We start from the raw sequence: 24,787 nt of genomic DNA on the forward strand, positions 1-24,787 counted from the left end.
GCCTGTCACTCCTACCTGTAGAACCGCAGTGCGGAACGAACAGGTATGGAGTGATTTATACATAAGATTAATTTCCGAAATAAACATCCAGCTTACCCGTCGGCGGTGTCGTTGCCATCCACACCGCAGCCAGATTATCCGGGGCATATGTAGCTGCCGTAATATAATCTCCGATCAGAACGGTCGGTACTGGAGAGATACCATTGGGATTAAAGGAGGTTGTTGTTAGACGACGGTTGCTGAAAGTCGCACCTCCATCGAAGGATTCGGCAACAAATACATCAAGCAGAAAACCGTTGATTTGATTGCTGTAATAGATTACCCGAATGGTTCCCGCAAATGGAGAAACTGTAATCGCCGGGAAAAAGTTTTGTGTTCCTGCGGGTGCGCTAGTAATGCTTATCGGATCTGACCAAAGAAGTCCATCGGGAGATTCACATAGCAAAACATCGGTGTACCCCGCGCGAGCGTCATTCCATACAGCATAAACGGTGCCGCTGTTCGGTCCAATGGATATGTCAGCTGCCAAACTCAGATTGGTCTGCACTCGAAAATTATAGTTCGGCACGGGTAGCGGCGATGGCGCTGGAACAACAGAAGAAATAAATGTGGCCTGTCGTTCAATAGGGGGCTGATAATTGATTCCTCCATCGTATGATATACGCAGCAACGCTGAAGGGCTGGCTGGTCCTGTAATGATATAACCAGCATAGACCTCTCCAGAGAAACCAACGGCCAAAGCTGCCCGGTCATGAATACCCCGAGGATTCGATTGCCGATCCGGGGGTTCCCACGAGATTCCTTGATCAACAGATCTTTGAGTAAAAATAGCAGAAGATGTTGTCGCAAGCGGGGTATAACCTACATACGCATGGCCTCGATATGGACTGCCAGGGGAACGGTCTACAGCAATAAAAGGTTCATCATTATGCACGATTGTCCCGAAGCCCAGTTGTACAATAACAGGTGGTTGAAACGTAGCCCCGTCATCAAAAGAAGTGTAACTTACAATCGTTCCGTCATTAATTCCGTTAAACACATGCACTGTGACGATAAATGTGCTTGGAAACGTATAGTCAATGGTCGGTGCTTCCGCCCCTGAATAGCCTGCGGGTTGTGGAAGGACGGTGGTGGACCAGGTCGTTCCCCCATCAATAGATCGATAAAACCCCGTAAGCGTTGGCCCAGTACTCGTATCCACCGCAACAACACACATAATATTTGGATTTAATATGTTGACTGCAATGGAAGGTTCAAACTGATTTCCTGCCAAAGCACCGGTAATATTCACAACAACCATCTCTTCACCTCTTTTCTGTTAAGGGATATTGGTGAACCGGTCAATTAACGTCATTTCGGACTGAAGAACGCGCTGTATAATCTGACCCGTAGAATCAACGCCATAGACATGGATAACGGTGCTGGTTGCGCTAAAGAAATCACTTTGAACTTCAAAAAACGCAGCGTTAATCAACGGATAGATGAAAGTCCTTGTTGCTTGCGGCAAGATTTCAACTAAATCATGACCTATCGGAATCCGAGTCAATTGAGTCGTATCCCACCTGAACACCTCCAATTCAACACTGACAGGAGCATTGAGCGAATCATTAATACACGTTACAATCAGCTGCGTAGATTGTGTTGCACCTGCCGTCGGATTGTAGATAAATCCTGTAGAGTTCGGCAAAGAGTCACACTCCTTTCACACCGTATACTCCACTATATTTTCTATCAAGCTTGTGTTATGCCCCTTATACGTCTCTTGTATTGGAACAATATGAAAATTTTGTTATGATAGATTTGCCAAATTCTATGCTTTGATAACCTTACTCCATATATTTAATAGACTTTCAGATTGTACGAAAAAAAACACAACGCCTGGAGGTACACCTATTTATGTTCATGCAACGTACTGGAAAAATCGCTGTCGCAGCCGTTATGACTCTATCTGTTATGAGTAGCATACCTGCAACCCAAGTCCATAAACTTGATGCAGCTCCTGCCATCTCTGTGCAATTGGATCATGTGCCCTTAAAGTTTGATGCAGCACCACGAATTGATCAGGGGGTCACTTATGTTCCTTTCCGTACGGTCGGAGAAGCACTCGGCATTGGGATTAGCTGGAACAACAAAACACAGACCATAACCGCGGTCAACACATCCAAAGATAAAACAACAAAAGTGGTGCTTCAGGTGGGGAGCAAGACAGCCACTGTAAATGGTACCCAAGTCAAGCTCGCTGCTGCCCCCGTGCAGCGCGAAGGACGTGTACTCATACCTCTGAGTTCATTTAGCAGTCAGTTCGGCGTCCGTACAGGCTGGGATCAGGCTACACGAACCGTCTCTATGATATCACCTCAGCGCGAGATGCATCTCAGAGCATTCTATGCCATCAAAGCGTACAACGAAATCGATCTGTTACCTTCTATGAATTCGGTTGCTTTTGGATGGAGCCGCATTGACCGGGATGGTACGTTTACACTGGAGGGGAAAGAATATCAGGTTCCTGCTGCCGCTGGTGAAGTAACCCCTAAATCCATTGTGGCTGATGCAGCCCGCCAGCAAATCCAGCCAAGCCTGATGGTTTATGCACTGGATGGAAATGGTGAGTTAACCAAAGTACTGAGTGACAGTAGTTTACGCCAAAAGTCCATGGATGGCATTAAAACCGCCGTTCAGGAGTATGGCTTCGGTGGGGTTGTACTTGATTTTGAGGGATTGGGATTTAAGCTGGATGCGGTACAGCAGCAGCAATTGCTGAATCAGTATGTGAAACAACTTAGAGAATCGTTGCCTCAAGGGATTGCCATCTCTCTGGCTGTTCCTCCGCTTAATAGTGCGTACAAGGGATATGATTACACAACACTGGCTACGATAGCGGATGATCTTATCATTATGGCCTACCAGTATAATCCGGCAGGAACCAAAGCCCAGGTTGCAGAGCCAAACAGTCTGGTCGATCAGGCTATCGTGCTAGCGCTTAAGGCAGGTGTACCCAAGGATAAACTATTACTTGGCATTAACATCAATAGTGAGACTCCCGCATCTGTCGGGGACAAACTGGGGCTTGCTAAACGTTATGATCTGAAGGGTGCCGCCTTCTGGAGGTTGGGTCTGTTCCGCACGTACAATGCAGAAATGGAAACTGCTGTACAGTCATCCGTAATCAAGGAATAACAAAGCCGCCTTTCATTAATTTAGTGATCCGAATCAAAATAAACAAAAAAAGCACGCTCCTTGACTGACTGTGCAAGGAACGTGCTTTTGGTGTGCTTCTGTTTTTACTATTGTTCATGCATGTGTTTCTCTAAATCAGGTTTGTTCTATCTTACTTTGTCAATATGTGATTCCTCTTCTTATTTCATGACCTTATCTATACCTCCAAACAGCAGTTTAATGATCACACCCGGACCCGGAAAACGGGGATCAAATAACAGGATCGTGCCAATGACCGCACTGATAGCACTGACCCCTGCAGTGATCATCCTGACTTTTTTTTCTTCGCTACGTTTCCATTCCACATAGATGATCGTACTAGCTAACAACAAAATACCTAGCATTGAAGCAATTTTCATAACTTATCACCTTCTGTCCATCATATATCGTATCCCCATAAGTAATGCTAATACTGCCACGGTTAAACCCTCATCTCCCCTGCTCATCCGGAATTCCCTGAGGCCCGGCAGATTTACCTGTACGTACAACCTGAGCATGTATCTGGAGATCCACGTCCAGCTCGGAGTAGATCTGCTCCCATCTCTTCTCCTGTTCCTTCCACTGTTTCGGATAATATCTGCGAAACTCCACCGCGAACTTAAACAGATCCGTTCGCATCTCTCGCTGGGATAACCGAAGGGCTGATTCAGCCATTTCTTTCAGTTGTGATGCCCAAGTTTCCTCCAGCTTTTTCAGTACGGCAGGATCTGTGAGATTCCCATCTGTTGTATTTAACAACACCTCTCCCCTTGTCTGTACATCCACCTGCATGCTCCACTGTGAACCCGAAATATTCGGCTTCAAAATCGTCTTCACTTCTAGCGGCTGGATCGAAAAAGAACCTCTCTCAGGCTCTACATTTACAGGCATGATAATGTTGTTTAACTCATTAGCGAGCATTAAAATGCCAACGGTTAACGGCTCTTGTACACTTCGATTAAACGTATCGCCCTTGTAGAGACTTAGTCCTTTGATATATGGTGTCGTTGTTAATTTATCCTGCCCCTCGTCTGGTGGAAGAGACAACATACGGGACAAAATGACAGATTGGTTCGGGCCTTCGATCGATTGGGCCAGTTCCAGAACGGTTATCCGTGTACCCAGTTTCATATTGGCCATCTCACGCAAAGATTCCGCAGAGCTTCGTTCCAGTGGGTCCAGCAAGGCAAGAATGTTTTTGGCAGGGTCAGGTGTCGAAAAAACGTAAGCATGTTCCCTGATCTGGGGGTATCGAAGGAAAAAATCAATGAATTCGCGTATGCCCTTTTTTCCGGCGTCTTCGCTAATCACAATTACTTCGCAGTGTCCCCAAAACATATTTCTCGGCACTTTCCGTTGCAAGCGATTCAGAGCCTCTGCAATGGTATGACCCTCGGCCGAGCGCGTCAGTGTCACTCCACTGGGACTGCCTCCACTGCCGGTGCTGTCTCCTCCTCCTGCTTTGCGGGGAATAAATATCTGTGATGTCAGTTCGATCTGATCATTTTTGTAATCCACTCCCGTTGCCAGTACAATAGCCAGATCATTAATCTCAATCCGATCCCAGCATCCCGTGAGTAATGTGCAACATAAACAGATAAGAAGACCAATATTGCATGAAGAAATCATTCTTTTTTTCATGAGATCAGGCATCCGTACGTTTTTCTCGTACATAAACCCACCCCTTTTTCACCCAAGCTATCCCGTAAGTCAATCCCGGCAGAAACAGCAAAACGGTGATCGTATACAAATTGGCTGAAGGACTCACCAAACTGGATAATCCGGAACTGCTGGAAGCTACCCAAAACGAAAAGATCATACAGAGAAAGGAAAGCGGGCTCACTAGCGGTTTGTAATCCTTCAGACCAAACCATTCCGCTGTCGACGTCACAGATATATACAGGAACACGGAAACCTTCACAAACATGCCAAAGATCCATACGGCAATAATAAGGGATTCAATATGTTGTAAAAAATCTGCAATCGTAATGTACCGGGCGGCAATCATCACCGGAAAAACAAACGTGTCTGTCAAATCTCCAGTTAAAAAGAGACATACCACATTAATAACGGTCATCACTACCGTTGTTGTCAATAAAGATCCGAGCATCACACGGGTGGTTCTTTTTTTGCGATTCACATACGGCAGGAGAAAGGCAATCACGATATATTCACTGAACCAGGCGGCAGGAGCGAGCGCTCCTTTGACGGCAGGCATTGGCCCGTTTTCCATAAAAGGAAATAATTCAGCCGGATTCAAATCTCCGATGAGCAGTACAAAGACGAGACCCAGCATAGCCATGACCAGTGTCACAAAAACCTGTGCTGTCCTACCAACCACTTCAATACCAAGTCTGACATTAATCCCACAAACGAGCATCATCGTACCCATGATCACAAACATCGGTGTGCGTGGAAGTGCATTATTGGCGATGAACTCACCATATTCCCTTATAATCAGCCCGGTTAGATGAGGCATGAACAAAATATAAATAAGTCCCATAAGCTTGCCTGGAATGAAGCCGGCTGCGAGCACACTCGATTGAATGAGGGATTTTCCGGGATACATCCGCGCAAGGCCAAGCGAAACACCAATCGCTGCAAGTCCTGTAACCGACCCAATAATGGGAGATAGCCACATATCATGTCCGGCATAATGCATTGTGATTCCTGGTACAGACAAGATCGCAGTGGCAATAACGGCTGGGAAGATCATAAATGCCAGCTGTGTCTCCGATATTCTTCCTTGGTCAGTTAACATGACTCTTCCCGCCCCTCTTCGAAATCATTAAATGCAGTTTAATCCCTATCGCGGCTTGTTCCACGGTGCTGGACGCCACCACAAATCCTTCAACCCTTTGGCATTCGTCGGTGCAACTGGAGACAGATACGGCGCCCCGAATGAGCGCAGACTGCTCAAATGAATGACGATCAAAATGATACCCAGCATAACCCCGATTAAACCCAGCGTTCCAGCCAGAAGCATAATGGGGAAACGAAGCAATCGTGTCGAAATGCTAGCGGAGTATCGTGGAATCATAAAGGATGCAATCCCTGTGATCGCAACGATGATAATCATCGGAGCGGAGACGATGCCGGCGGTGGTTGCGGCCTGTCCAATGATGAGCGCGCCGACGATGCTGACCGCGGAACCTACCTGTTTGGGCAGGCGAACACCGGCTTCCCGGAGTGCTTCAAAGGCAATTTCCATAATCAGTGCCTCTACAAGTGCGGGAAAAGGAATCTCCTCTCTGGCTCTAGCGATACTGAGTAGTAACACTGTAGGAATCATCTCCTGGTGGTAGGTCGTGATCGCGACATAAGCCGAGGGCAGTAACAAGGACAAAACATAAAATACGTATCGCAACCAGCGCAGGAATACACTCATAAACACATATTGATAGTAATCTTCAGGCGACTGCAGCATTGAAAATAGCGTTACTGGAGCAACGAGTGTGAAAGGTGTACCGTCAACCAGTATGGCAAACCTGCCTTCCATCAGATTGGAGGCCACAACGTCAGGTCGTTCTGTCGCAATCATCTGTGGAAAAGGTGAGAACCGCTGATCGATGATATCTTCCTCAATATACTGACTTTCGAGTATGTCGCGGACTCTTAACCGATCCAGCCGCTGCTCTACTTCTTTCACCAAAGAGGCATCAACGATACCTTCCACGTACGCAAGTGCAATGCTCGTATTGGAGCTCTCTCCAACGGTACGTGTACGGAATTTTAGAGCAGGGGTTTTGAGCCGTTTACGAACCAAAGAAAGATTTGTGGTAAGCGACTCCGTGAATCCGTCCCTTGCACCACGTACGGTAGATTCAGCAAGAGGTTCTTCCGTCGAACGGTTAGCGGCCTTGTAGAGTGGATAGGTTGTCGCCACATTGGAGCCTTCCAGCAGTAGAAGCGCTTCTCCTTCCAATATCGCTTCTGCGGCCTGTTTGGGCGTTTCCACGGTTTTTACGGAAGACAGAGGAACCTGAGCAGCCTCCATGCCTATCTCCTGAACAGGTGTTAAAACCTGACGCTCAAGCCGTTCCGTATCACATAAACCCACACAATATACACATAGTGCCGAGGTGAAGCCCGCGGTCTCGAAAGAATGAAATATTACATCAGAACAGTCCGTAAATACGGCGCGTAATGTCTCTTCATCAATGGCCAGATCCCCTGTTAAGGGCAAGTCCTGCTGCGTTTCTTGTTTTTCTTGATCCGATTGTCCTTCTTGATTCGATTGATCCTTGCCTTTTTTCTCTGTCTTCTTCTCTTTCTTTTTCTCGTTTGAATCCAGATCTGCATTTTTATTCGCGTCTTGATCCGTATTCTGTTTTGATTTTTCACTGTTTTCGCTTTCTTGCTGATCTTGTTCTTGTTCTTGTTCTTTCTGTTCTTCTTTTGTATCCTGTTTCATATTTTGCTCGGTTGACCGTTCGGTATCTTGCTTCAAATCCTGTGGTTCCGTGGTGCTTGAGTTTGAATTGGTGTCTGTATTCTTATTTGTGCTTGTGTCGGTATTTGTACTTGAGTTCGTATTTGTGTTTGAGTTAGTGTTTGAGTTAGTGCTTGAGTTAGTGCTTGAGTTGGTATTTGTATTTTGACTGTTCTGACTCATGGGTTCCCCACCCCCTTTCCGTCGATTCGTCCAAGTATTCTCAGTAAAAGATATCATTTGCTTCCTTCACCAGAAATATGCAGTCTGAACGACGAAAAGAGCCGCTCCGCGAGCGACCCTCTTTTAAAACAATATGAACTAACACTGCACAGATTTTGCGCTTCAACTACCCTTTAACAGCACCCAAAGCGACACTTCCGATAATCTGTTTGGAAAAAACGGCGAACACAATAATAATCGGTAAAATCGAAATCGCTACGCCCAGATACAACAATCCGTAATCCATACCGTAGTACCCCTGAACTAGAGCGACCAGCACGGGCAGCGGATATTTATCAAGGGAGAAAAACAGCACGAGCGGTGTCAGAAAGTTATTCCATGATCCGATAAAGGTGAAAATCCCCAGAGCCGAGATTGCTGGCCCAAGGATGGGCAGTACAATCTGATTAAACGTCCGGAACTCATTCGCACCGTCCACCCGTGAGGATTCAATGATCTCATCGGGAATGCTGCTCTCCATAAATTGTTTGATAAAAAAAACATTAAAGGCATTTGCCGCTGCAGGCAGAATAATCGCTGCATAACTATCCAGCAGGCCAAGCGTACTGAACAACCGGTATACCCCGATTAGCGCCAGTTGACCCGGAACCATCATCGTTGCGAGCAGGAACAGAAATAATCCGGTTCGCCCTTTAAAATTAAACTTGGCAAAGCCATAGGCCGTCAAAGCACCGATATACAGTGACAGCACCGTGGAGCTGCCTGCGATAAAAAAACTGTTGGCGAAGCCACGCCAGATATTGATTTTGGAAGCCATATTCACATAATTTTCGATCAGAAACGTACCCGGAAGAAACGTAAAGCTTGAAGCAATGGACGCGTTGTTATGTGTGGAATAGATCAGCATGAGGTAAAACGGAATCACACACAATACAGCGAGAGCGATGAGAAACAGATAAATGAGGATTTTCCCCACTGTCAGCCGCTGACGAAGCGCATGATGTTGAAGCACGGCATCCCGCTGCGCGGCAACCTTGGCAGTTTGCATACAATCTCTCCCTCCCTATGAACGGCTCTTCCGTTTGGTCATGATGAAGGATGCAACGGACAACAGAATGATAATGATGAATAAACAAAATGCAATGGCAGCTCCGTAGCCAAAACGTGTGCTTTGGAACGCTACATTATATAGGTACATGATGCTGGTCATCGCCGCACGGTCCGGCCCCCCTGTACCATTGGTCAACGTAAACGGCTGGTCAAAAATCTGAATGCCCCCAATGATCGAGGTAATAATCTGAAACAATATAATCGGTTTGAGCATCGGTACGATAATGTGCAGGAAGATATGTTTTTTCTTGGCACCGTCGATCTGGGCCGCTTCTTGCAGCGCCGGATCGATCCCTTGTAGTCCAGCCAGATAGATGACCATTGAATAACCAAAGTACTGGAAAAACAGGATTGACGATACGATCAGCCGCATAAACCAGGGGTCATCTTTCCAATTGATCGGATCTTGAATTAACCCTGTCTGCACGAGAAAATGATTCAGTCCACCCGACTGCCAATCAAAGATCAGACTGACAAGCAAACCGAGCGAAGCAGCCGTAACGATGTTAGGAAAAAAGTATACCGCCCGGAAAATATCCCGTCCCTTTAACAGCTTATCATTCAGAATAAAAGCCAGCACAAGGGAAACCGTCAGTTGGGGTACAACCGACACCCCCCATATGAAGAGGGTATTAAACAACGTTTTATAGAACAGGGGATCCTGAAGTACGGCGACATAGTTACCTATCCCAACGAACTCAGGTGTGGTGATCCCGTCGAAATTCGTGAAACTGATATATAGCGAATACAGAATCGGATACAGTCCGAAGATCGCAAACACGATAAAAAAAGGAGCGATAAAGTAGTACCCGAAATGGTCCTTGCGAATCGTTTTGGCAAACATACGCTGTCCTCCAATCATTAACCTGGATATGACTGCTCTTATTAATTTATCTTCCAGTAAGTTCAACTAAGCGTTTACACAAAAAACGAAGAGGACAGAACAAACCTGGAAAAGCGGAGCGTTCGCCTAAAAGCTTTCTGAAAGAAAGCTACATCGGAAGCATACGCTTCACCGGATTTTCCCCATTTAAAAAGGGAATCAGAAAAATCTGGGGATAACAGCGATTGAAAGGGTGTTCTGTCATCGGAGTGCTTGTGTAACCATATTGGTTCAACTTACTCTTACTCCACCTCTAGTTCCGGGAACCTTAGACGTACGTCACGTTTGATGCGTTTCACCACTTCTTCCTTGGTCTGAATATCGCCGTTCAGATACAGTTGCAGCAGGTTTCTATAGATATCATTGCTGATAATGCCGTCATATTTCGTGCGTTCATACACCGGAACTTGTTTGGCGGCCTCGGAGAAAAATTCAAAATGCTTTTGTCCACCCAAATAGGCTGAAGTCAGTGAGTCTGCAAGCTGGTCATTCACCACCATGTTACTCGTAAAGTAATCCTGCTCCTTGGCAAGTCCTGTCAAAAATTCATGATTAAAATTGTAAAATTCGATGAATTTCCAGGCGGCATCCTTCTGGTCACTTTGGTTATACATCGCAATGTAGGTTCCTCCTGAACTGAAGGACGAAGGCCCGTGTGCCAAGCCCCATAACCCTTCGGTATCGGGTGCGTTCGCTTTGAATGTAAACTGCAATCCCCAAGTCGCGGCAGGATAGAACATCACTTCACCTTTTTGCATGGACGCTGCATACCCTGCACTTCCATCCTCGTATTCAGCCAACACACGCCGCTCCCTTGCCTCACGCACCAGATCAAGCACCTTCATGTACGTGGGATCAATGACAAGCTTCCCATCTTTCACCCAAGGGATGCCACCGTACGAATTGGCTATTCCATTCCAGTTCGCCAGCGCATGTACCTTGTTTCCACTTTGTTTCTGCACTTTTTCTCCGATGGCAAAGATTTTTTCCCATGTATCAATCTGAGCACTTACCTTCTGCGGATCATCTGTACCCAGATATTCCTTCGCCAGATCACGGCGATAATAGATACCTCCAGGTGTACCTTGATAACCGAGGGCCCTTACGTGCCCCTCGCTATCCTTCTCATTGGCCTGCACAAAAGGATACTGCTCCTTAATTAACTCGTCAGCGTTATACGGCGGAGGTGACAGGTTTTCCAAATAGGGCACATCGATCAGCTCCCGGATATTTGCGTTTTCAATCATGAACACATCGGGAGCCTTCGAACTGGTCTGTAGTGCTGATTTGAGTTTGGTGAGGTAAAAGTTGCCCGGAATGTTAACGAAATTCACCTTGATATCCGGATACTTTTCTTCGAATTTTTTAATGGCGTAACCTGCTTCATCCGTGAAGCTCCAGACCGTGATTTCCTGCTTCTTGGATCCATTGGACGTTCCTGTCTGGCAACCTGTTAAGAGCATGATTGCACCTGCAAGCACCATGACTGGTACAGCACATCGCTTGAACCATTTCTTCATAAAGTACCCTCCCTAAAAAGGAAACGCTTACAATTTATTTGAGTATAAGAATTTGAGCGGTAGCTTTCTCCACAAATATTGTCAATTAGCCTTGATATTTTGCGATGTTGGAGCGGTGACGTTTACGAAATTCGGACGGTGTGCAGTGATTATATTTTTTGAAAAGGCGATTATACGAGTTCACATTGTTGAATCCATGACTGATTGCAATCTCCAGAATGGATTCCTGCCGAAACAGGAGCGCCCACTCCGACTTGATAATGCGAAAATGATTCAAATATTCCATCAATGTGGTGCCCTTGATCTCTTTGAACAGTTTGCAGATATGGAATTTGCTGAATTTCATATGCTCTGCCACCTGCTCCAGCTTGATCGGTTCGGCGTAGTGATCTTCCAGGTACTCGCAGACCGCTTCAAGAAACTCGAACTTTTTGGAGGATACACAAGGCCAACATGGTGATGTATCCCTTTCTATAGTCTGAGGTGCGGTACGCAGTAGCAGAACGATCAGATCATATAATCGAGATACCATAAGCCACCGGTAACCCGGTTTTTGATTTTTTTTCTCAGCCGCAATCGCATCAATATAGGGACTCGGATTGTACTGACTGCTGGACGGAATGATGGACGTGTGATTAAAAAGTGATCCAAGCTCCTGTATCTCCGCTTCATTCGTAAAGCTTCCGGTTAACAATTCGAGCCGAAACAACAGAATCGTCAGCCGTCCGGTGCCCGGCATAAAGTAATGCACGTCCCCCGGTTTGATCAGGATGATATCCCCTTGGTTCAGATCAAAAATCTGTTCATTTACCCCAATTCGTGCATGCTTTCCATTCACGACGACAAGTTCCACTTCATCATGCCAATGTGCGGCATAATTGAATTCTGCGCCTGTATAAATTAACCGAAGGGGAAATCCCTCAGCCATGTGACCCGTTTCCAGAAAAGTAGGTACGCCCATGATATTTGCCTCCTCTTTTTTCCTCACACATCTGTCTCATGTTTCCGTTTCTATTCTTATGCCTGAATGGACTCACCCTTTTCTCATATTCTAACTAAAATTGGTCCAAACATCCAAATCAGCGAATCTCTTCGGTTAGGGATATCTGATGTAAGCATGTTAATATAAGCTATGGAAATCTCAATGAGATCGGAGTGAGTAGATATGAAATACAGCGATTTTAAAATAGGGCAGCGTTATGAAACAGGATCTATGATTTTAACAAGAGAGGACATCATTCGGTTTGCCGAAAACTATGATCCGCAATATATGCATCTGGATGAGGAAAAAGCGAAACAAGGTCGTTTTGGCAGCCTGATTGCATCAGGGATACAAACATTAAACGTTTCTTTTAAACTGTGGATTGAAGTTGGCGTATATGGTAAGCATATCATCGCTGGAACGGGCATGAACCAGATTCAGTTTCTGAAACCGGTCTATCCAGGGGACGAGCTCCGCGTTGTCGCTGAAGTCACCGAGCTTCGTCCGAGACGAACGGGGAACGGCACGGTGACTGTACTTCTCAGCACCTATAACCAAAAGGGTCAGAACGTTTTTCGGGCAGAATTGAGTGCGCTGGTGGATAATTGAATCGGTGATAGCAAAGGAGTCGTCAGCTTCAATTGTTTGTATTCTGCAAACAATCGAAAGCTAACGACTCCCTTAGAAAATGCCTATAACCATTCGCTCTAACCCTCATACGATTCCTAATCTCCGAAAGTTATCCTATGCGGTAGGCAAGTATATCCCCTTATTTCAAGCCGGGTTTATCCATTAAAACTCCTTTTAAAAGCAACTTAACTGCTTTGACATGCAGAGCAGCATATTCGTCTCCGCTTAAATTCGGCATGGTCAGACAGAGCTGTGTTGCCCCAGCTAATGTGGACATGACACCAAAACTCAATGTTTCGATGTCTTCATTAATAAAAACATCTTGATTTATCCCCTTTTGCAGCACCTGTCTTATCGCAGAATATGCGGTTTCTGTAATCCCCTTTAATGTAGCCAGAGACTCGGATTCGCTAGAAAGCGTTCTGGCATATTCCTCGAGTGCCTGGATTAATGGACTTTCACAGTCTCTTCCCAATAAGTCGGCCATTTCAAGCAGCTGTTCGCTGGGAGATAAAGATTGCTCCATCAAATGAAGCCATTTTTGTGACATCTGTTCGGTATGCTGGGTAAGCAGTTTTAGAAACAATACCTCTTTGTTTTTAAAATGATGGTATAAGTTTCCTTTGCTCATCTGTGTCAACACACATAAGTCATCCATTGTAGCTCGATCATAGCCCTTTTCAATAAATAACAACTTGGCATGATTTAAAATAATCGTTTTAGCCTCTTCTGCTGGCAATCGTCTTCTAGTCATAAGCTCCTCCCGGAACCTTATGAACGGTTCCTTTTATGCTTGAAAAATTGAAAAGCACCATATGAGATAACGATAACAAAAATCCCAAAGAATGCAAATGGCATATCTAATGTGTGTCGGTATACCACATTTTGCAGACCCATGTTTTCCAACGTCGATGTTCCATATCCCCAGATGGATGTATTAAAAATGTTCGTGGCAAAATGAATACCGATGGGAGCGACCAGACCATTCGTATGGTAAGCTACGGTTCCCAAAAAGAACGCTACCAGCAAATAATACAGGGGGCCAAAAATTCCGTAATGCAACATTTCGGGATTAAAACCATGGAGCAGAGAAAAGACCAGAGAAGTGACAAAGATGGACCAGAATGCACCGCCTCTTAATGATCTGAACATACGGTACATGTAACCTCTAAACAAAATCTCTTCAGCAGCACTTTGAAACAAAACCAAAGGAGCTGTAAGCATGAGCACACCCAGCCACGGCAGCAGATCAAAATGAAGCACAAAAGCTTGAGGATGCAGGGCGATATCTGCAAGTAAATACAGGATAAGGGCAGTGAAGTACCATGCAAAATAAATAGCAAACTTGCAGAAATCAGGTCTCTTACCTTCAAACATAAATGTTCTAAAAGGAATCTTAAAGGAATACCTGGTGATCATGTAGACACCGAGAATCAGGAAAGAAAAGGACAAATAAAGTGTGATCAATTGGGGTAATCCAGAACGCGTAGCAGGAATCAGAGTATGGAGTAGATTGAACCATAATAAAGCACCACCTTGCCAGATGATCAAAATAAGTACGAAGCCTGCTACGGATTTTAAACCCAGTGGTATCGGCGGTTGAAGGCCATAATGTCTTTCCATGACACACACACTCATCTCTTATTGTATTTACCGACTTAATAGTCGGTAAATACAATATACATAGCCATATCGGTTTATGTCAACATTGAACAACGATTTTTTTGCTGGTCAACAGTACTCACCGGTTAATCGGATCACACAAAAAAGCCGCCCGTAGGCGGCTTGCGTCATGCATTTATTTTACGAAAACGAATTTCTTAACACATGTCCAAGGATCTCCACACCTTTGGCAATTTGCTCATCGGATGGTGTCGAGAAATTCAATCGAATCGCGTTGCATGGGTCTTGTTCATTGACGAGGAATGCATTCCCTGGAACAACTGCCACACCTTGGGCAGCAGCCGTTTTGGCATATTCCACCATCGGAACATGAGCAGGCAGATCACACCAGAGGAACAGTCCCCCATCCGGACGGGTATAGGTCACAGAGTCACCCAGATGCTCCTGCAGCTTGTCCATCATGAGAGTTGCCTTTCGGAGGTAGACTTGGCGAATGTGGTTAATATGCCCTGCATAATCATACTCGGTCATGAAGCGATGAGCCAGAATCTGCGGAAGCATCGCTGTATGTACATCTTCTCCCTGCTTGGCTACAACCATCTTCTCCACAACTTCATGCGGAGCCTGTACAAAGCCAACCCGAAGTCCGGCCGACAAAATTTTGGAGAACGAGCCGACATAGATCACCAAGCCATCCTCGTCCATCGATTTAATGGTTGGCACGTCCTCGCCATTGAATCGAAGCTCCCCGTATGGGTTATCTTCCAAAATCATCACGCCATATTTTTTCGCCAATGCATAGATCGCTTTGCGTTTTTCCAGACTCGTCGTCACCCCTGTTGGGTTCTGAAAGCTTGGAATCACATAGATCATTTTCACATTCGGCTCGGTTTGTAGCGCTTGTTCTAACTTATCTATATCCATGCCATCCATCTCCATCGGAACGCCCGCCAGCTTCGCACCGGAAGCACGGAAGGAATTCAAGGAGCCGATAAAGCTGGGACTTTCACAGATAATCGTGTCCCCCTCATTACACAGGACTTTACATGCAAGCTCAATCCCTTGTTGTGCTCCAGACACAATAAAGAGTTGGTCGGACGACTTGCCTGTGTTAAAATTCTGCTCCAGGTGCTGCTGTAGTGCCTCACGCAGCGGAACATAACCTTCCGTAATACCGTATTGCAGCGCTGTAACCGGGTCTTGTTCCAGAATCGATTGAGTAAAGGTACGAATCGCTTCAATAGGAAACGTCTCCGGCGCGGGATTGCCCGCAGAGAATGGAATTACATTTTGGCCTGAAGAAGCTTTCAAAATCTCACGAATAATGGACGGCTGCAAAGATGCAATCCGGTTGGAAAAAGTATAATTCATCTTCAATAACATCCTCTCGGCATCTGATCTAATTTATGTCTCGAATGATACATTAGACTCTATTATACGAGCATTTCTCGATTTGCCAAAGCGTCCGCCGCCAAGTTATATGCAAATTGATTTGAATTCTGCCCTAGAAGTGCTCGAACGATGTCCTCAAATAACGACAAAAAGCCGCCAGCGGCAGCTTTATCTCATGTCCGATAGTCTCGTAGCCTTGACAACATAGCTAGCCAATCCAGGGAATAGTCGAGCCAGGGTCGGATAAAAGCGATTGGTTTTCGCGAAAGCAAGGTTTTGAATGGTTCTCGCCCTTCGAAGCAATGGAGCAAACTCCCGATTGGCTTCGAGAGTGTACTCGCTTTGCCAGGTGGTATAGTCCATTTCGTCTTTAAGATATGCATCTGTCCACCCTGCACAGAGGATCGCAGAACGAAGAGCAATGGACATTCCATCTCCGCACAGAGGTGGAATCACCATCATCGCATCTCCAATATGCGGATAATCAGCCCAGGGCTCCGGAATGTTGGATAGCTGCAATGGTGCAACAGATACTTGGGTTCCCTGAACGGGTTCACCTTCTGTTAAACGGGCTGCGAGACTTGAATTCGTCATTGCTGCTGCCTGCAAAATCTCCGGCACTGACTTGCCGCTCCCCTGCACGGATTCCAGCGTCAGGAGCGCCGCAACGTTGACTGTATCATTTTCAATGGGAGAGATTCCAACGTAACCTCCATCGCAAAAATAGAGTTCCACTCGCGCTGGTATGTCGATGCCTCTGTAATGAGATTTGACACCGACATAGGTCGTCTCGTCCCGGAGTCCTTCTGCGCTGTTTGATCCTCGCAGTTTTTTACTACCGTATGCCCCGATGACAGCCTTGGCTTGATAACATATTCGTTCGTCACCCTGTTTAACTTCTACTTCATAACGATGATCCTCTAGTTGCTGAATAGAGGTGATGTTCACTTTGGTCAAGATTTCAGCTCCGGCAACGTGTGCCCGTTGGTGCAGCTGCTGATCCAGCTCATATCGGCTTATGCCGTATGCAAATCCGGGCAAAGGTGCCTCAATCTCCCCACCGTCCGGCATCGTTATTCGGGCATGATCCATGCTGCTGGGGGTCTTCTGCTGCTCCAGCAGATGGATGCCCAGATGCTCCAGCATCTCTCTCGTTTCGGGAGACATGAACTCTCCACATGTTTTATGACGCGGAAACTGCTGACGATCCAGTAGCAGCGTTCGATGTCCTTGCCGAGCCAGTTCAATGGCACAGCTACTGCCCGCAATACCCGCCCCAACAATGATTACATCCGTTGATCTCGTCACGTGAGTACACCTCCGTTGTGAGGAATCACCACAGAATATCGGAACAACGGTTTCCACTCGTAGGTCATCGTGTCATGGTTCAACCGTTGCTTAAGTTCCTGCCAATCTTGATCTGTGAATCCCTTCGCTACCGATAGCGGCCCGTCATGACGGATATAACGATTACGCGAAATAAGCCTTGTTGTAATCCATACCGCCTTATAAGACACGGTATGACGATGGATATCATTGATAACCACGCCATACCTGGAAGCTCGCAGCATATGAGAAACCATATCCACCAGCTGCTCTCCCTCAAAGTGGTGAATAAACTGCGATCCGGTCACAATATCGGCCGAAGCATCTGGCAACGTAGTTAGATCGGCACGCTGTACTCGAACACGCGGCTCGTGACGGAATAACTCTCTGGCCTCTTCACAGGCCTCTTCCGTCAGATCCACCAACGTAATATGCATATCTATACCTTGATCCTTCGCCCATTGCAGCAACTTCAGATTCACATCTCCTGAACCCGCGCCCACATCCAGAATGGTCAGCTTATCCGGTCTGCCCAAGGAATTCCACAATTTATCGATGCCGGATACTGTGGGGCCGGGCGCGGCAAATATTTTGTTCAACCGCCGTAAATGGCGCAGTGCTTCACGCAATTCTTCTCCACCCATGGAGAAGTCGTCCATCAATTCTTCTTCCTTGGCCCGACTGCCCAATCTTCTAAAGAAGGACATGAGCCTGCTCCTCCATCACCGATGTTATAGCCGGAACATAGGTGAATTTCATTAATTCTGCCGTAAGTCCAGGCCCAAAAGCCATCGCCACGCCTTCTGTAGACAACTGTTCCATCTTTTTCATATCCATACGCATCGCCTGAAGCACAAACAGAATCGTATTCGAGGACAAATTACCGTAATCTCTCAAAATTTCCCGACTGTACTTCGTCTGTTCGGGTCTTAGACTCATGACTTCCTGTACAGAATCTACGATTCCTCGTCCACCGGGATGGATCGCCCACAGTTCGGGAAGCTGCTCGCTCTGTAGCAAAAGACTTAACTCCTCTTGTAGATAGTTTCCCAGCAACTTCGGAATTCGGGGCGACAGATGCAGGTCATATCCGTAATCAGACACTTCCCAAGTCATGTCTTCCGTCGATTCTGGCAAAAGCACCTCATATCCGGTTCCCAGACTCAAGTAGTCTCTGTGCCGCGCTTCCGGCGTCCCCACGATGGATGCAGAAGCTGCATCTCCAAAGAACGACGCCGCAAACAGTGCCTCCCGATCCTTTACCGGCTGGAAATGAAGTGTACATAGCTCCACGCATACGATCAATACCTGAGAACCTGGTGCCCCCTGCACGACATCACGCGCCATCTGTATGGCTTTTAATCCTGCTGCACAGCCTTGAAATATGAGCGGTAATCGATTCACACGAGCAGAAAGTCCAAAGTGTTGAATTAGTTGAACGTCGAGTCCTGGCAAATACTGCCCCGTGCAGCTAACTGTTATCATGTGAGTTATCGTTTCGGGAGAGATCCGAGCGTCATGCATCGCTTCTTCCGCTGCCTTGATCGCCAGAGGGAGTGCTTCCCGCTGGTATGTATCCATTCGTTCCCGTGTCGTCGGAATCTCAGGCTGTTCACCCGAAGGGATATAACGACATTTTTCCAGAGAGCCAAGATAACTCGGTTCCACGGTATATCGTGTTTCTACACCGCACGATCTGAAAATGCGCTTCGCAAAGCGGGCCAGATCAGGACGATCATGTAGTGAAGAAGCGATGAGCTCCGCGATTTCCGGCTGAGCTACCTTGTGCGCTGGGAGAGCCGTCCCCATACCAAGGATGGCGATTTCACTCGAGTTGTTTGGATTCATAATAACCTCCTGATTTTGGTTATGATTTCCTGTAATTAACACCTCTTACCCTTTATGAAAAGGTTGTAACCTCCAAAATCATATTGATGCATATAAAATAACAGCACAGATGATTGAAACCGTAACGCAACATCACTGTTTCTCAATGACGAGGCTTAGCCATGATTGTATATTTTATTAAGATGTCTGCTTACTCAGAAGCCCCGTTTAGAGAACTTTAAACGTTCATAGAAAAAACACCTTCCAAGATGAATCATTCCGATGCAGATTGCATGCGGCTGTGATCATCTTTAGAAGGTGTGACATTTTACTATACTTATTTGTTGATCATACGAAAGTTCGCTTGCTTGTGACTCCAATATTCCCCTTTTATCTTAGACACCTGCACGGCTAAAAGTCTGCTTCAACTTATCACTCATCAGATACCACGCATCTTCAGCCATCTGAAGATCGCCATGATGTGTAAAACCGTGGACGGCCCCCTGGTATTCCTTATGAGTCACGCTCACGCCACTTGCCTCCAGCTTCGCCGCGTATGCACGTGCTTCCTGGGCTAGAGAATCTCTCTCAGCAGTAATGATCAGCGCTTCAGGCAAATTAGAGAGCGAATCGGCGAATACAGGAGAAGCTAGCGGATTCGAAGCATCCTCTGGTTTCATCAGATACATCGTATTAAACGTCCTAGCCACATCAGCTGGAATCGCTTCGGGAAAATCAGGCTTCTCCGCCGGGTCTGTTGCCAGATCCAATACAGCATAATCGATAATCTGGAGCAAGATCGGGAACTCGTTCCCACGTTCCCGGTTAAGTAAACATACCGCCGCAGCCAGATTCCCTCCGGCACTGTGACCGCCAATAGCAAACATCAACGCATTTGCAGAGAACTCATTTGCATTGGTTTGCATCCATTTCACCACATCGTAACACTCATAAACCGCTGTTGGAAATTTGTGCTCAGGTGCTAGTTTATAATCAATATTCACGACCATACATCCTGCACGATCTGCGATTAAACGGCACCAGGAATCGTCCCCGTCCGCTTGCCCCAGCACAAATCCTCCGCCATGCATGTTAAAGAACACGGGCAAAGTTAAAGCTGGTTCGTTCTTCCGATTGGGCACATATACCAGAACTCGCGTGTCCCCAGCCGAAGTCGGGATCATGTATTCTTTTACTGTAACATCATATGTAATACTTGGCTTACATCCTTGATCATTTCCCGAGCTATGCTGACGCATTTGTTGAACCATGGCAATCTGCTGCTGTTGATCCATTCCCATTCACTCCTTCGTCTTCGTTCCAAACGGGATACTGACGCCACTCCATGTGGCCTCATTCATTCTATTCGCTCAGCGTCTCCTGAATCCTCTTTGGTAGCTTCTGCACGATCAGATCATAGGAGTGATCAATCATGGCATAGATGTCCTCGTCCGGTAAGGAACCGTCGAGCATCACGGTATTCCAGTGCTTTTTATTCATATGGTAACCGGGCTTCACGGCCTCATGTTGCTCTCTGAGGTTCTCTGCAATGATCGGATCACATTTCAGATTCAAACGGCTGTGCTCCCCATTCCCTTCAAACAAAAGAGCAAACATTTTGTCCGCCACCTTAATCACGGCTGCTTCAGGCCCGAATGGATATTCTTTAACGGCCCCTTTTTTGGCAAGACAATAATTCATCATGGTTTCCATCCCATTGCTCCTCCTCTACACTTCATTCGTCTGTCTTCCATTTTACCGAATGTATGTTTGGCTGTAAATGCAGTTCAACATATAATAAAACAAATAACAAAACAAAACCTCCTCCTAAAATCGGAGAAGGCTCAATGTATTGTCGTTCAGTTATTTGGCTTGGTCACTGCGCGTTTTGCCCCGGCGCTGTTGGCCCTGATAGGAGGAACGGCTTTTTGTTTTACTGTGCTCCCCTTTAGGCGTTGTGCGAGATGGCTCTCCACCTTTGTAGGGATTCGACTGCTCGCTACGTGCAGGACGTGAAGCACTCGTATGGCGATCCTCGGCTCTGCTGCCGGATGCCATTTTATCCCGTTTGGTAAACCATTCGGACTTCGGCTTGCGAGCCGGATTGGTTTTGTTTTTGGCAGGCTTGCCGCCGTAGGCTTTGGAAGCCGGTTTCGTTGAATTCATTTGTGCAAATACAGGCATGTTTGTCATCGGATAAGGATGATCCTTCACCTCGGGAATCGATTTTTTGATCACTTTCTCGATATCTTTCAGGAAAGGAAGCTCATCCTTCTCACAGAACGAAATGGCCATCCCGCTTTTACCAGCTCGACCTGTCCGTCCAATACGGTGAACATACGTCTCTGGAATGTTGGGGAGATTGAAGTTGATGACATGAGTTAATTCCTCTACATCAATTCCTCTTGCCGCAATGTCGGTTGCTACAAGCACACGCGTTACGCCGCTTTTAAAATTGTTCAGTGCCCGCTGGCGTTCGTTCTGCGACTTGTTGCCGTGAATGGCCTGTGCCGTCACGTTAATTTTAGCCAAATCTCGCGTAACCCGATCAGCCCCACGTTTCGTGCGAGTGAATACCAGTGCGGAAGCTATCGATTCATCCTGCAAAATATGATTCAACATATTCTGTTTCTTGCCATGCTCCAGCAAATATACAGATTGTTTGATGCGATCTACGGTTGACGAAACCGGAGTAATCTCTACTTTCACAGGATTCACCAGCAGGGTTTGCACCATCTTCACAATCTCTGGCGGCATCGTAGCTGAGAAAAATAAGGTCTGTTTTTTGTTTGGCATCTTGGCAATGATCCGTTTCACATCGTGGATAAAGCCCATATCCAACATACGGTCAGCTTCATCCAGTACGAGAATCTCCACCATTTTCAGATCAATCTGCTTCTGATTCACCAGATCCATCAAACGTCCAGGCGTAGCAATGACAATATCTGCCCCTTGCTGCAATGCACGTTCTTGCACCTTTTGAGATACTCCGCCCACAATGGCAACCGAACGAATGTCGGTGTATCTGCTGTAGACTTTGATGTTATCGGATATTTGGATGGCAAGCTCTCGGGTCGGGGACAAAATGAGCGAGCGAATCGCACGAGTCTGCTTTGCCTTTTTATCTGCCGGCTTTCCTGAAGCCCCTTGTTTCCCTTGGCTGCTTTCACTCAATAACTGAATAATGGGCACAGAAAATGCTGCAGTCTTGCCTGTTCCCGTCTGGGCACAACCCAGTAAATCTCGGCCTGCAAGCACTGCTGGTATGGACTGCTCCTGAATCGGAGTAGGTTTGGTGTAATTCGCTTTTTTCAACCCTTCCAGAATCGGAGGGATAATGTTTAATTCCTGAAATGTCATGTTATCTCCTTCATTTACGCAAATCTCTACATAAAACGAGTCTTTATGTCACACGTAACAGTTAAGGATAACATTTAAAAAGGATTCTGTATACTTTTTTGATATTTATTTAATGATAAGCCCCATTAACCCCGCAAAGGTAGCCGCTTGATGCGGTGCAATGACACACCCAGCCAAATCTTCAATTGTAAGAACCAGAGCATCCAATTCACAATCACTCAGATCGAGCCCCTTCATTGCTGTTCCGGTAAACGTTACCTGATTCAGTTTACATGCGCCAAATGCGATCTTCTGTAATTTCAAATAGGCAAAGTCGGCACCGACCAAGCTACACTCGTAATATTCAACCTGTTTGAGATGCGCAAAACGGAAATTACTATAGTCACATACACTCTGCAAAACGCTCACATTTTGCCACCGGCTGCCGGAAAAGTCCGTACCCACCAGCTTGCAATTCACCCACTCCGTGCGATGCATAAATGTATTTTGCAGATTCACATTGGAAAAATCACAATGTTCGAACCGCACGTCCGTAAATTCACAGTGTTCAAGTGAGGACTCCAAAATGGTTACATGCCGGAAGATTACGTTCTCAAACGATGCTTTGTTCACTTCCTGCAAATCCAGCGTTATATTCTCTATCAACCTGTCTCTGTATTCTGTTTTTGATTCAAATGTATACATCGGCTCAGGTTCAAGCAGGTGCTCCTGTAGTTTGGGTTTCTCTATTTTCATGCCAGCCTCCTTGGATCTTGGTCGGACTTATTCCCACTTGGTTAATCTCATTCATTAAGCTTTAATCGCAACAACTCGTAGTCTGGAAATATCCAGATTCCACTGCCCTTCACGATAAAGCTGCGCTTCTACTTTCTTTTCGACAACCTTCATAACTAACTCCTTCTCATCTGCTGCAATATCACGGAAAAGATACGTTGCAAAGCTGTTCAACCATTGGCGTATTCCCTGTTTCAAAGGTCTGAGCGTGTTGGTATGTTGGATAAATAACACCCGGAATCCATGCTGCTCAAGCAAGCTTGAAAACTCGCCCACGGTAGGGTGATACCACGGGTTACGCCCTTCCCAACTGTATCCTCTTGTAAGTAACTCCTCCCGAACCGCATGAAGAAGGATCGCCGTATTACCACTTCCTGCAAACTCAGCGACCAGACGTCCGCCTTCCTTCAGTTGCAATTGCATGGTTTGAACAACTGCCGTGACATCGGGCATCCAATGTAACGCGGCATGAGAAAAAACAGCATCATAACGTTCATGCGTCCGATAATGACCAGCATCTGCTATCTGAAAATCCAGTTCGGGATATTTCTCCATTGCCTCTGCAATGCTCTCTTCCGAAAAATCAATCCCGGTGGTGATCGCTCCGGTTGCCGCAATCTTAGCCGTCAGTACGCCATCCCCACACCCCACATCCAGAATGCGTTCTCCTGGGGATGGCTGCAACATCGATAATAGTGATGGAGACTGTATGGGGAGCTTCGATTGCACCGCGAGCATGGATTGGATTGATTTTAGGGGGCGTATGGAAGGGTCTGATTCGTTGAACTGATTCTTATCCTGTGAGCCTTTTATTAAAATAAGTTGCTCTTGTTCTTGTTCTTCAGTATTCATAACATCTCTCCTTATATTAGAGACATAAAGTGTCTTTAATAACTTAAATTAAACCGGGAGTGATGTCAATCGATTATTTAATAACGTATTTAATCCTATTTAATCTAATCATAGTCTATCTAATCATAGTCTAGTCTGGTCTGAAATAGTCTGATCTAATCTAATTCTAAGATGAAACGTCCTTCAGATAATTTTAACGCAAAAATAAAAAAAAGGCGTGCCCCCAGGTTGCATATCACCTGCAAGACACCCCTCCATTCTATTTCAAGCAGAATCATCGCAAAATTGCCGTACTCTCCTGCAATAAGTCTGGAAAAGATAAGTTTAGAAAAGATTACTGATTAGTGTTTTCAGTTCCAACATTTCCCGATCAGCTATAACACATTTTTTGTGTGGCACGCTTTACTTTTTAGGTTGTAGCAAGCAGTATCAAGCTTCTCCAACTGTGGAAAATCCTTTAACGATCACCAGAGACGTTATTTGCCTCATTTCAGACCATCTCCAATTCTAACGATCACCAGGAGTCTTATTTCGTTGAAAAATGGCTTTTACGACTAAAAAATACTGATTTCTTATAACATAACGTCTGTGGTGATCGTTAGAAAAATTTCCTTGTTAAAATGCCCCAAACAAGCTCCGTCACGGTTCAACCCCTTAATATTGGACACTAGCTAGCTCATACTCAGCGTGACGTATCA

23 protein-coding genes are annotated in these 24,787 nt (G+C 46.0%); 2 read left to right on the forward strand and 21 right to left on the reverse strand.

Annotation, left to right across the window (positions count from 1 at the left end; genetic code table 11):
* Positions 1-67: 67 nt before the first annotated feature.
* A complete protein-coding gene (locus ACUTVW_RS08960) occupies positions 68-1,300 on the reverse strand; it encodes an exo-alpha-sialidase (RefSeq protein ID WP_445645449.1) in 1,233 nt (410 codons plus the stop codon).
* 18 nt (positions 1,301-1,318) lie between these two features.
* A complete protein-coding gene (locus tag ACUTVW_RS08965; protein WP_445645450.1) occupies positions 1,319-1,687 on the reverse strand; it encodes a hypothetical protein in 369 nt (122 codons plus the stop codon).
* Between the two features lie 209 nt (positions 1,688-1,896).
* On the opposite strand from ACUTVW_RS08965, the gene ACUTVW_RS08970 reads away from it, so the two are divergent.
* Positions 1,897-3,177: a stalk domain-containing protein gene (locus tag ACUTVW_RS08970; protein ID WP_445645451.1), complete on the forward strand. Its 1,281-nt coding sequence runs from the start codon at positions 1,897-1,899 to the stop codon at positions 3,175-3,177.
* 179 nt (positions 3,178-3,356) lie between these two features.
* On the opposite strand, the gene ACUTVW_RS08975 is transcribed toward ACUTVW_RS08970, so the two are convergent.
* The 8 genes from ACUTVW_RS08975 to ACUTVW_RS09010 all read right to left on the reverse strand — a co-directional run bounded on the left by ACUTVW_RS08975 (position 3,357) and on the right by ACUTVW_RS09010 (position 12,284).
* Positions 3,357-3,575, reverse strand: a complete 219-nt coding sequence (locus tag ACUTVW_RS08975; protein ID WP_445645452.1) for a hypothetical protein — start codon at positions 3,573-3,575, stop codon at positions 3,357-3,359.
* A 70-nt stretch (positions 3,576-3,645) separates the two neighbouring features.
* Positions 3,646-4,836 carry a Ger(x)C family spore germination protein gene (locus tag ACUTVW_RS08980; protein WP_445645453.1) on the reverse strand — a complete coding sequence of 397 codons (1,191 nt, stop codon included), beginning with the start codon at positions 4,834-4,836 and terminating at the stop codon, positions 3,646-3,648.
* A gap of 4 nt (positions 4,837-4,840) precedes the next feature.
* Positions 4,841-5,956: a GerAB/ArcD/ProY family transporter gene (locus ACUTVW_RS08985; RefSeq protein ID WP_445645454.1), complete on the reverse strand. Its 1,116-nt coding sequence runs from the start codon at positions 5,954-5,956 to the stop codon at positions 4,841-4,843.
* Positions 5,957-6,001: 45 nt separating this feature from the next.
* Positions 6,002-7,645, reverse strand: coding sequence for a spore germination protein (locus ACUTVW_RS08990; RefSeq protein ID WP_445645455.1), 1,644 nt, complete (start codon positions 7,643-7,645; stop codon positions 6,002-6,004).
* Between the two features lie 331 nt (positions 7,646-7,976).
* Positions 7,977-8,858, reverse strand: coding sequence for a carbohydrate ABC transporter permease (locus tag ACUTVW_RS08995; protein ID WP_445645456.1), 882 nt, complete (start codon positions 8,856-8,858; stop codon positions 7,977-7,979).
* A gap of 15 nt (positions 8,859-8,873) precedes the next feature.
* Positions 8,874-9,764, reverse strand: a complete 891-nt coding sequence (locus ACUTVW_RS09000; RefSeq protein WP_445645457.1) for a carbohydrate ABC transporter permease — start codon at positions 9,762-9,764, stop codon at positions 8,874-8,876.
* Positions 9,765-10,045: 281 nt separating this feature from the next.
* A complete protein-coding gene (locus ACUTVW_RS09005; RefSeq protein ID WP_445645458.1) occupies positions 10,046-11,323 on the reverse strand; it encodes an ABC transporter substrate-binding protein in 1,278 nt (425 codons plus the stop codon).
* Between the two features lie 85 nt (positions 11,324-11,408).
* Entirely contained in the window at positions 11,409-12,284 is an 876-nt protein-coding gene (locus ACUTVW_RS09010; protein WP_445645459.1) for an AraC family transcriptional regulator, read from the reverse strand.
* A 204-nt stretch (positions 12,285-12,488) separates the two neighbouring features.
* On the opposite strand from ACUTVW_RS09010, the gene ACUTVW_RS09015 reads away from it, so the two are divergent.
* The gene (locus ACUTVW_RS09015; protein WP_445645460.1) at positions 12,489-12,914 is read left to right on the forward strand and encodes a MaoC family dehydratase; all 426 of its coding nucleotides are present in this window, start codon (positions 12,489-12,491) and stop codon (positions 12,912-12,914) included.
* 160 nt (positions 12,915-13,074) lie between these two features.
* Here ACUTVW_RS09015 and ACUTVW_RS09020 read toward each other — a convergent pair whose 3' ends face one another.
* From ACUTVW_RS09020 to ACUTVW_RS09070, 11 genes are all read right to left on the reverse strand, one after another.
* A complete protein-coding gene (locus tag ACUTVW_RS09020; protein ID WP_445645461.1) occupies positions 13,075-13,689 on the reverse strand; it encodes a TetR/AcrR family transcriptional regulator in 615 nt (204 codons plus the stop codon).
* A 17-nt stretch (positions 13,690-13,706) separates the two neighbouring features.
* On the reverse strand, positions 13,707-14,558 hold the full coding sequence (locus ACUTVW_RS09025) for a lysostaphin resistance A-like protein (protein ID WP_445645462.1): 852 nt from the start codon (positions 14,556-14,558) through the stop codon (positions 13,707-13,709).
* A gap of 180 nt (positions 14,559-14,738) precedes the next feature.
* Positions 14,739-15,929, reverse strand: coding sequence for an aminotransferase-like domain-containing protein (locus ACUTVW_RS09030; RefSeq protein WP_445645463.1), 1,191 nt, complete (start codon positions 15,927-15,929; stop codon positions 14,739-14,741).
* A gap of 189 nt (positions 15,930-16,118) precedes the next feature.
* Entirely contained in the window at positions 16,119-17,258 is a 1,140-nt protein-coding gene (locus tag ACUTVW_RS09035) for an NAD(P)/FAD-dependent oxidoreductase (protein ID WP_445645464.1), read from the reverse strand.
* Positions 17,255-17,983 (reverse strand): methyltransferase domain-containing protein, encoded by a 729-nt coding sequence (locus tag ACUTVW_RS09040; RefSeq protein ID WP_445645465.1) that lies wholly within the window; start codon positions 17,981-17,983, stop codon positions 17,255-17,257. The genes ACUTVW_RS09035 and ACUTVW_RS09040 overlap by 4 nt, the downstream gene beginning before the upstream one ends.
* Positions 17,970-19,124, reverse strand: coding sequence for a type III polyketide synthase (locus ACUTVW_RS09045; protein ID WP_445645466.1), 1,155 nt, complete (start codon positions 19,122-19,124; stop codon positions 17,970-17,972). The genes ACUTVW_RS09040 and ACUTVW_RS09045 overlap by 14 nt, the downstream gene beginning before the upstream one ends.
* Positions 19,125-19,498: 374 nt before the next feature.
* A complete protein-coding gene (locus ACUTVW_RS09050) occupies positions 19,499-20,398 on the reverse strand; it encodes an alpha/beta hydrolase (protein ID WP_445645467.1) in 900 nt (299 codons plus the stop codon).
* Between the two features lie 67 nt (positions 20,399-20,465).
* Positions 20,466-20,816 carry an MmcQ/YjbR family DNA-binding protein gene (locus ACUTVW_RS09055; RefSeq protein WP_445645468.1) on the reverse strand — a complete coding sequence of 117 codons (351 nt, stop codon included), beginning with the start codon at positions 20,814-20,816 and terminating at the stop codon, positions 20,466-20,468.
* Positions 20,817-20,966: 150 nt separating this feature from the next.
* Complete coding sequence (locus ACUTVW_RS09060; RefSeq protein WP_445645469.1) at positions 20,967-22,463, reverse strand: DEAD/DEAH box helicase; 1,497 nt, start codon at positions 22,461-22,463, stop codon at positions 20,967-20,969.
* 105 nt (positions 22,464-22,568) lie between these two features.
* The gene (locus tag ACUTVW_RS09065; RefSeq protein ID WP_445645470.1) at positions 22,569-23,198 is read right to left on the reverse strand and encodes a pentapeptide repeat-containing protein; all 630 of its coding nucleotides are present in this window, start codon (positions 23,196-23,198) and stop codon (positions 22,569-22,571) included.
* A 54-nt stretch (positions 23,199-23,252) separates the two neighbouring features.
* Positions 23,253-24,089, reverse strand: coding sequence for a class I SAM-dependent methyltransferase (locus ACUTVW_RS09070; protein ID WP_445645471.1), 837 nt, complete (start codon positions 24,087-24,089; stop codon positions 23,253-23,255).
* Positions 24,090-24,787 lie beyond the last annotated feature (698 nt).

Source organism: Paenibacillus sp. TSA_86.1 (assembly GCF_052691815.1).

What these genes read in the sequence shown, in the direction of transcription:
- ACUTVW_RS09055 (WP_445645468.1), bottom strand. Translation starts at nt 20,816, where the DNA reads ATGGAAACCATGATGAATTATTGTCTTGCCAAAAAAGGGGCCGTTAAA.
- ACUTVW_RS09030 (WP_445645463.1), bottom strand. Translation starts at nt 15,929, where the DNA reads ATGAATTATACTTTTTCCAACCGGATTGCATCTTTGCAGCCGTCCATT.
- ACUTVW_RS09040 (WP_445645465.1), bottom strand. Translation starts at nt 17,983, where the DNA reads ATGTCCTTCTTTAGAAGATTGGGCAGTCGGGCCAAGGAAGAAGAATTG.
- ACUTVW_RS08995 (WP_445645456.1), bottom strand. Translation starts at nt 8,858, where the DNA reads ATGCAAACTGCCAAGGTTGCCGCGCAGCGGGATGCCGTGCTTCAACAT.
- ACUTVW_RS09025 (WP_445645462.1), bottom strand. Translation starts at nt 14,558, where the DNA reads ATGGAAAGACATTATGGCCTTCAACCGCCGATACCACTGGGTTTAAAA.
- ACUTVW_RS08980 (WP_445645453.1), bottom strand. Translation starts at nt 4,836, where the DNA reads ATGAAAAAAAGAATGATTTCTTCATGCAATATTGGTCTTCTTATCTGT.
- ACUTVW_RS09000 (WP_445645457.1), bottom strand. Translation starts at nt 9,764, where the DNA reads ATGTTTGCCAAAACGATTCGCAAGGACCATTTCGGGTACTACTTTATC.
- ACUTVW_RS09070 (WP_445645471.1), bottom strand. Translation starts at nt 24,089, where the DNA reads ATGAATACTGAAGAACAAGAACAAGAGCAACTTATTTTAATAAAAGGC.
- ACUTVW_RS08970 (WP_445645451.1), top strand. Translation starts at nt 1,897, where the DNA reads ATGTTCATGCAACGTACTGGAAAAATCGCTGTCGCAGCCGTTATGACT.
- ACUTVW_RS09060 (WP_445645469.1), bottom strand. Translation starts at nt 22,463, where the DNA reads ATGACATTTCAGGAATTAAACATTATCCCTCCGATTCTGGAAGGGTTG.
- ACUTVW_RS09010 (WP_445645459.1), bottom strand. Translation starts at nt 12,284, where the DNA reads ATGGGCGTACCTACTTTTCTGGAAACGGGTCACATGGCTGAGGGATTT.
- ACUTVW_RS09015 (WP_445645460.1), top strand. Translation starts at nt 12,489, where the DNA reads ATGAAATACAGCGATTTTAAAATAGGGCAGCGTTATGAAACAGGATCT.
- ACUTVW_RS08975 (WP_445645452.1), bottom strand. Translation starts at nt 3,575, where the DNA reads ATGAAAATTGCTTCAATGCTAGGTATTTTGTTGTTAGCTAGTACGATC.
- ACUTVW_RS09045 (WP_445645466.1), bottom strand. Translation starts at nt 19,124, where the DNA reads ATGAATCCAAACAACTCGAGTGAAATCGCCATCCTTGGTATGGGGACG.
- ACUTVW_RS08960 (WP_445645449.1), bottom strand. Translation starts at nt 1,300, where the DNA reads ATGGTTGTTGTGAATATTACCGGTGCTTTGGCAGGAAATCAGTTTGAA.
- ACUTVW_RS09020 (WP_445645461.1), bottom strand. Translation starts at nt 13,689, where the DNA reads ATGACTAGAAGACGATTGCCAGCAGAAGAGGCTAAAACGATTATTTTA.
- ACUTVW_RS09005 (WP_445645458.1), bottom strand. Translation starts at nt 11,323, where the DNA reads ATGAAGAAATGGTTCAAGCGATGTGCTGTACCAGTCATGGTGCTTGCA.
- ACUTVW_RS09065 (WP_445645470.1), bottom strand. Translation starts at nt 23,198, where the DNA reads ATGAAAATAGAGAAACCCAAACTACAGGAGCACCTGCTTGAACCTGAG.
- ACUTVW_RS09050 (WP_445645467.1), bottom strand. Translation starts at nt 20,398, where the DNA reads ATGGATCAACAGCAGCAGATTGCCATGGTTCAACAAATGCGTCAGCAT.
- ACUTVW_RS08985 (WP_445645454.1), bottom strand. Translation starts at nt 5,956, where the DNA reads ATGTTAACTGACCAAGGAAGAATATCGGAGACACAGCTGGCATTTATG.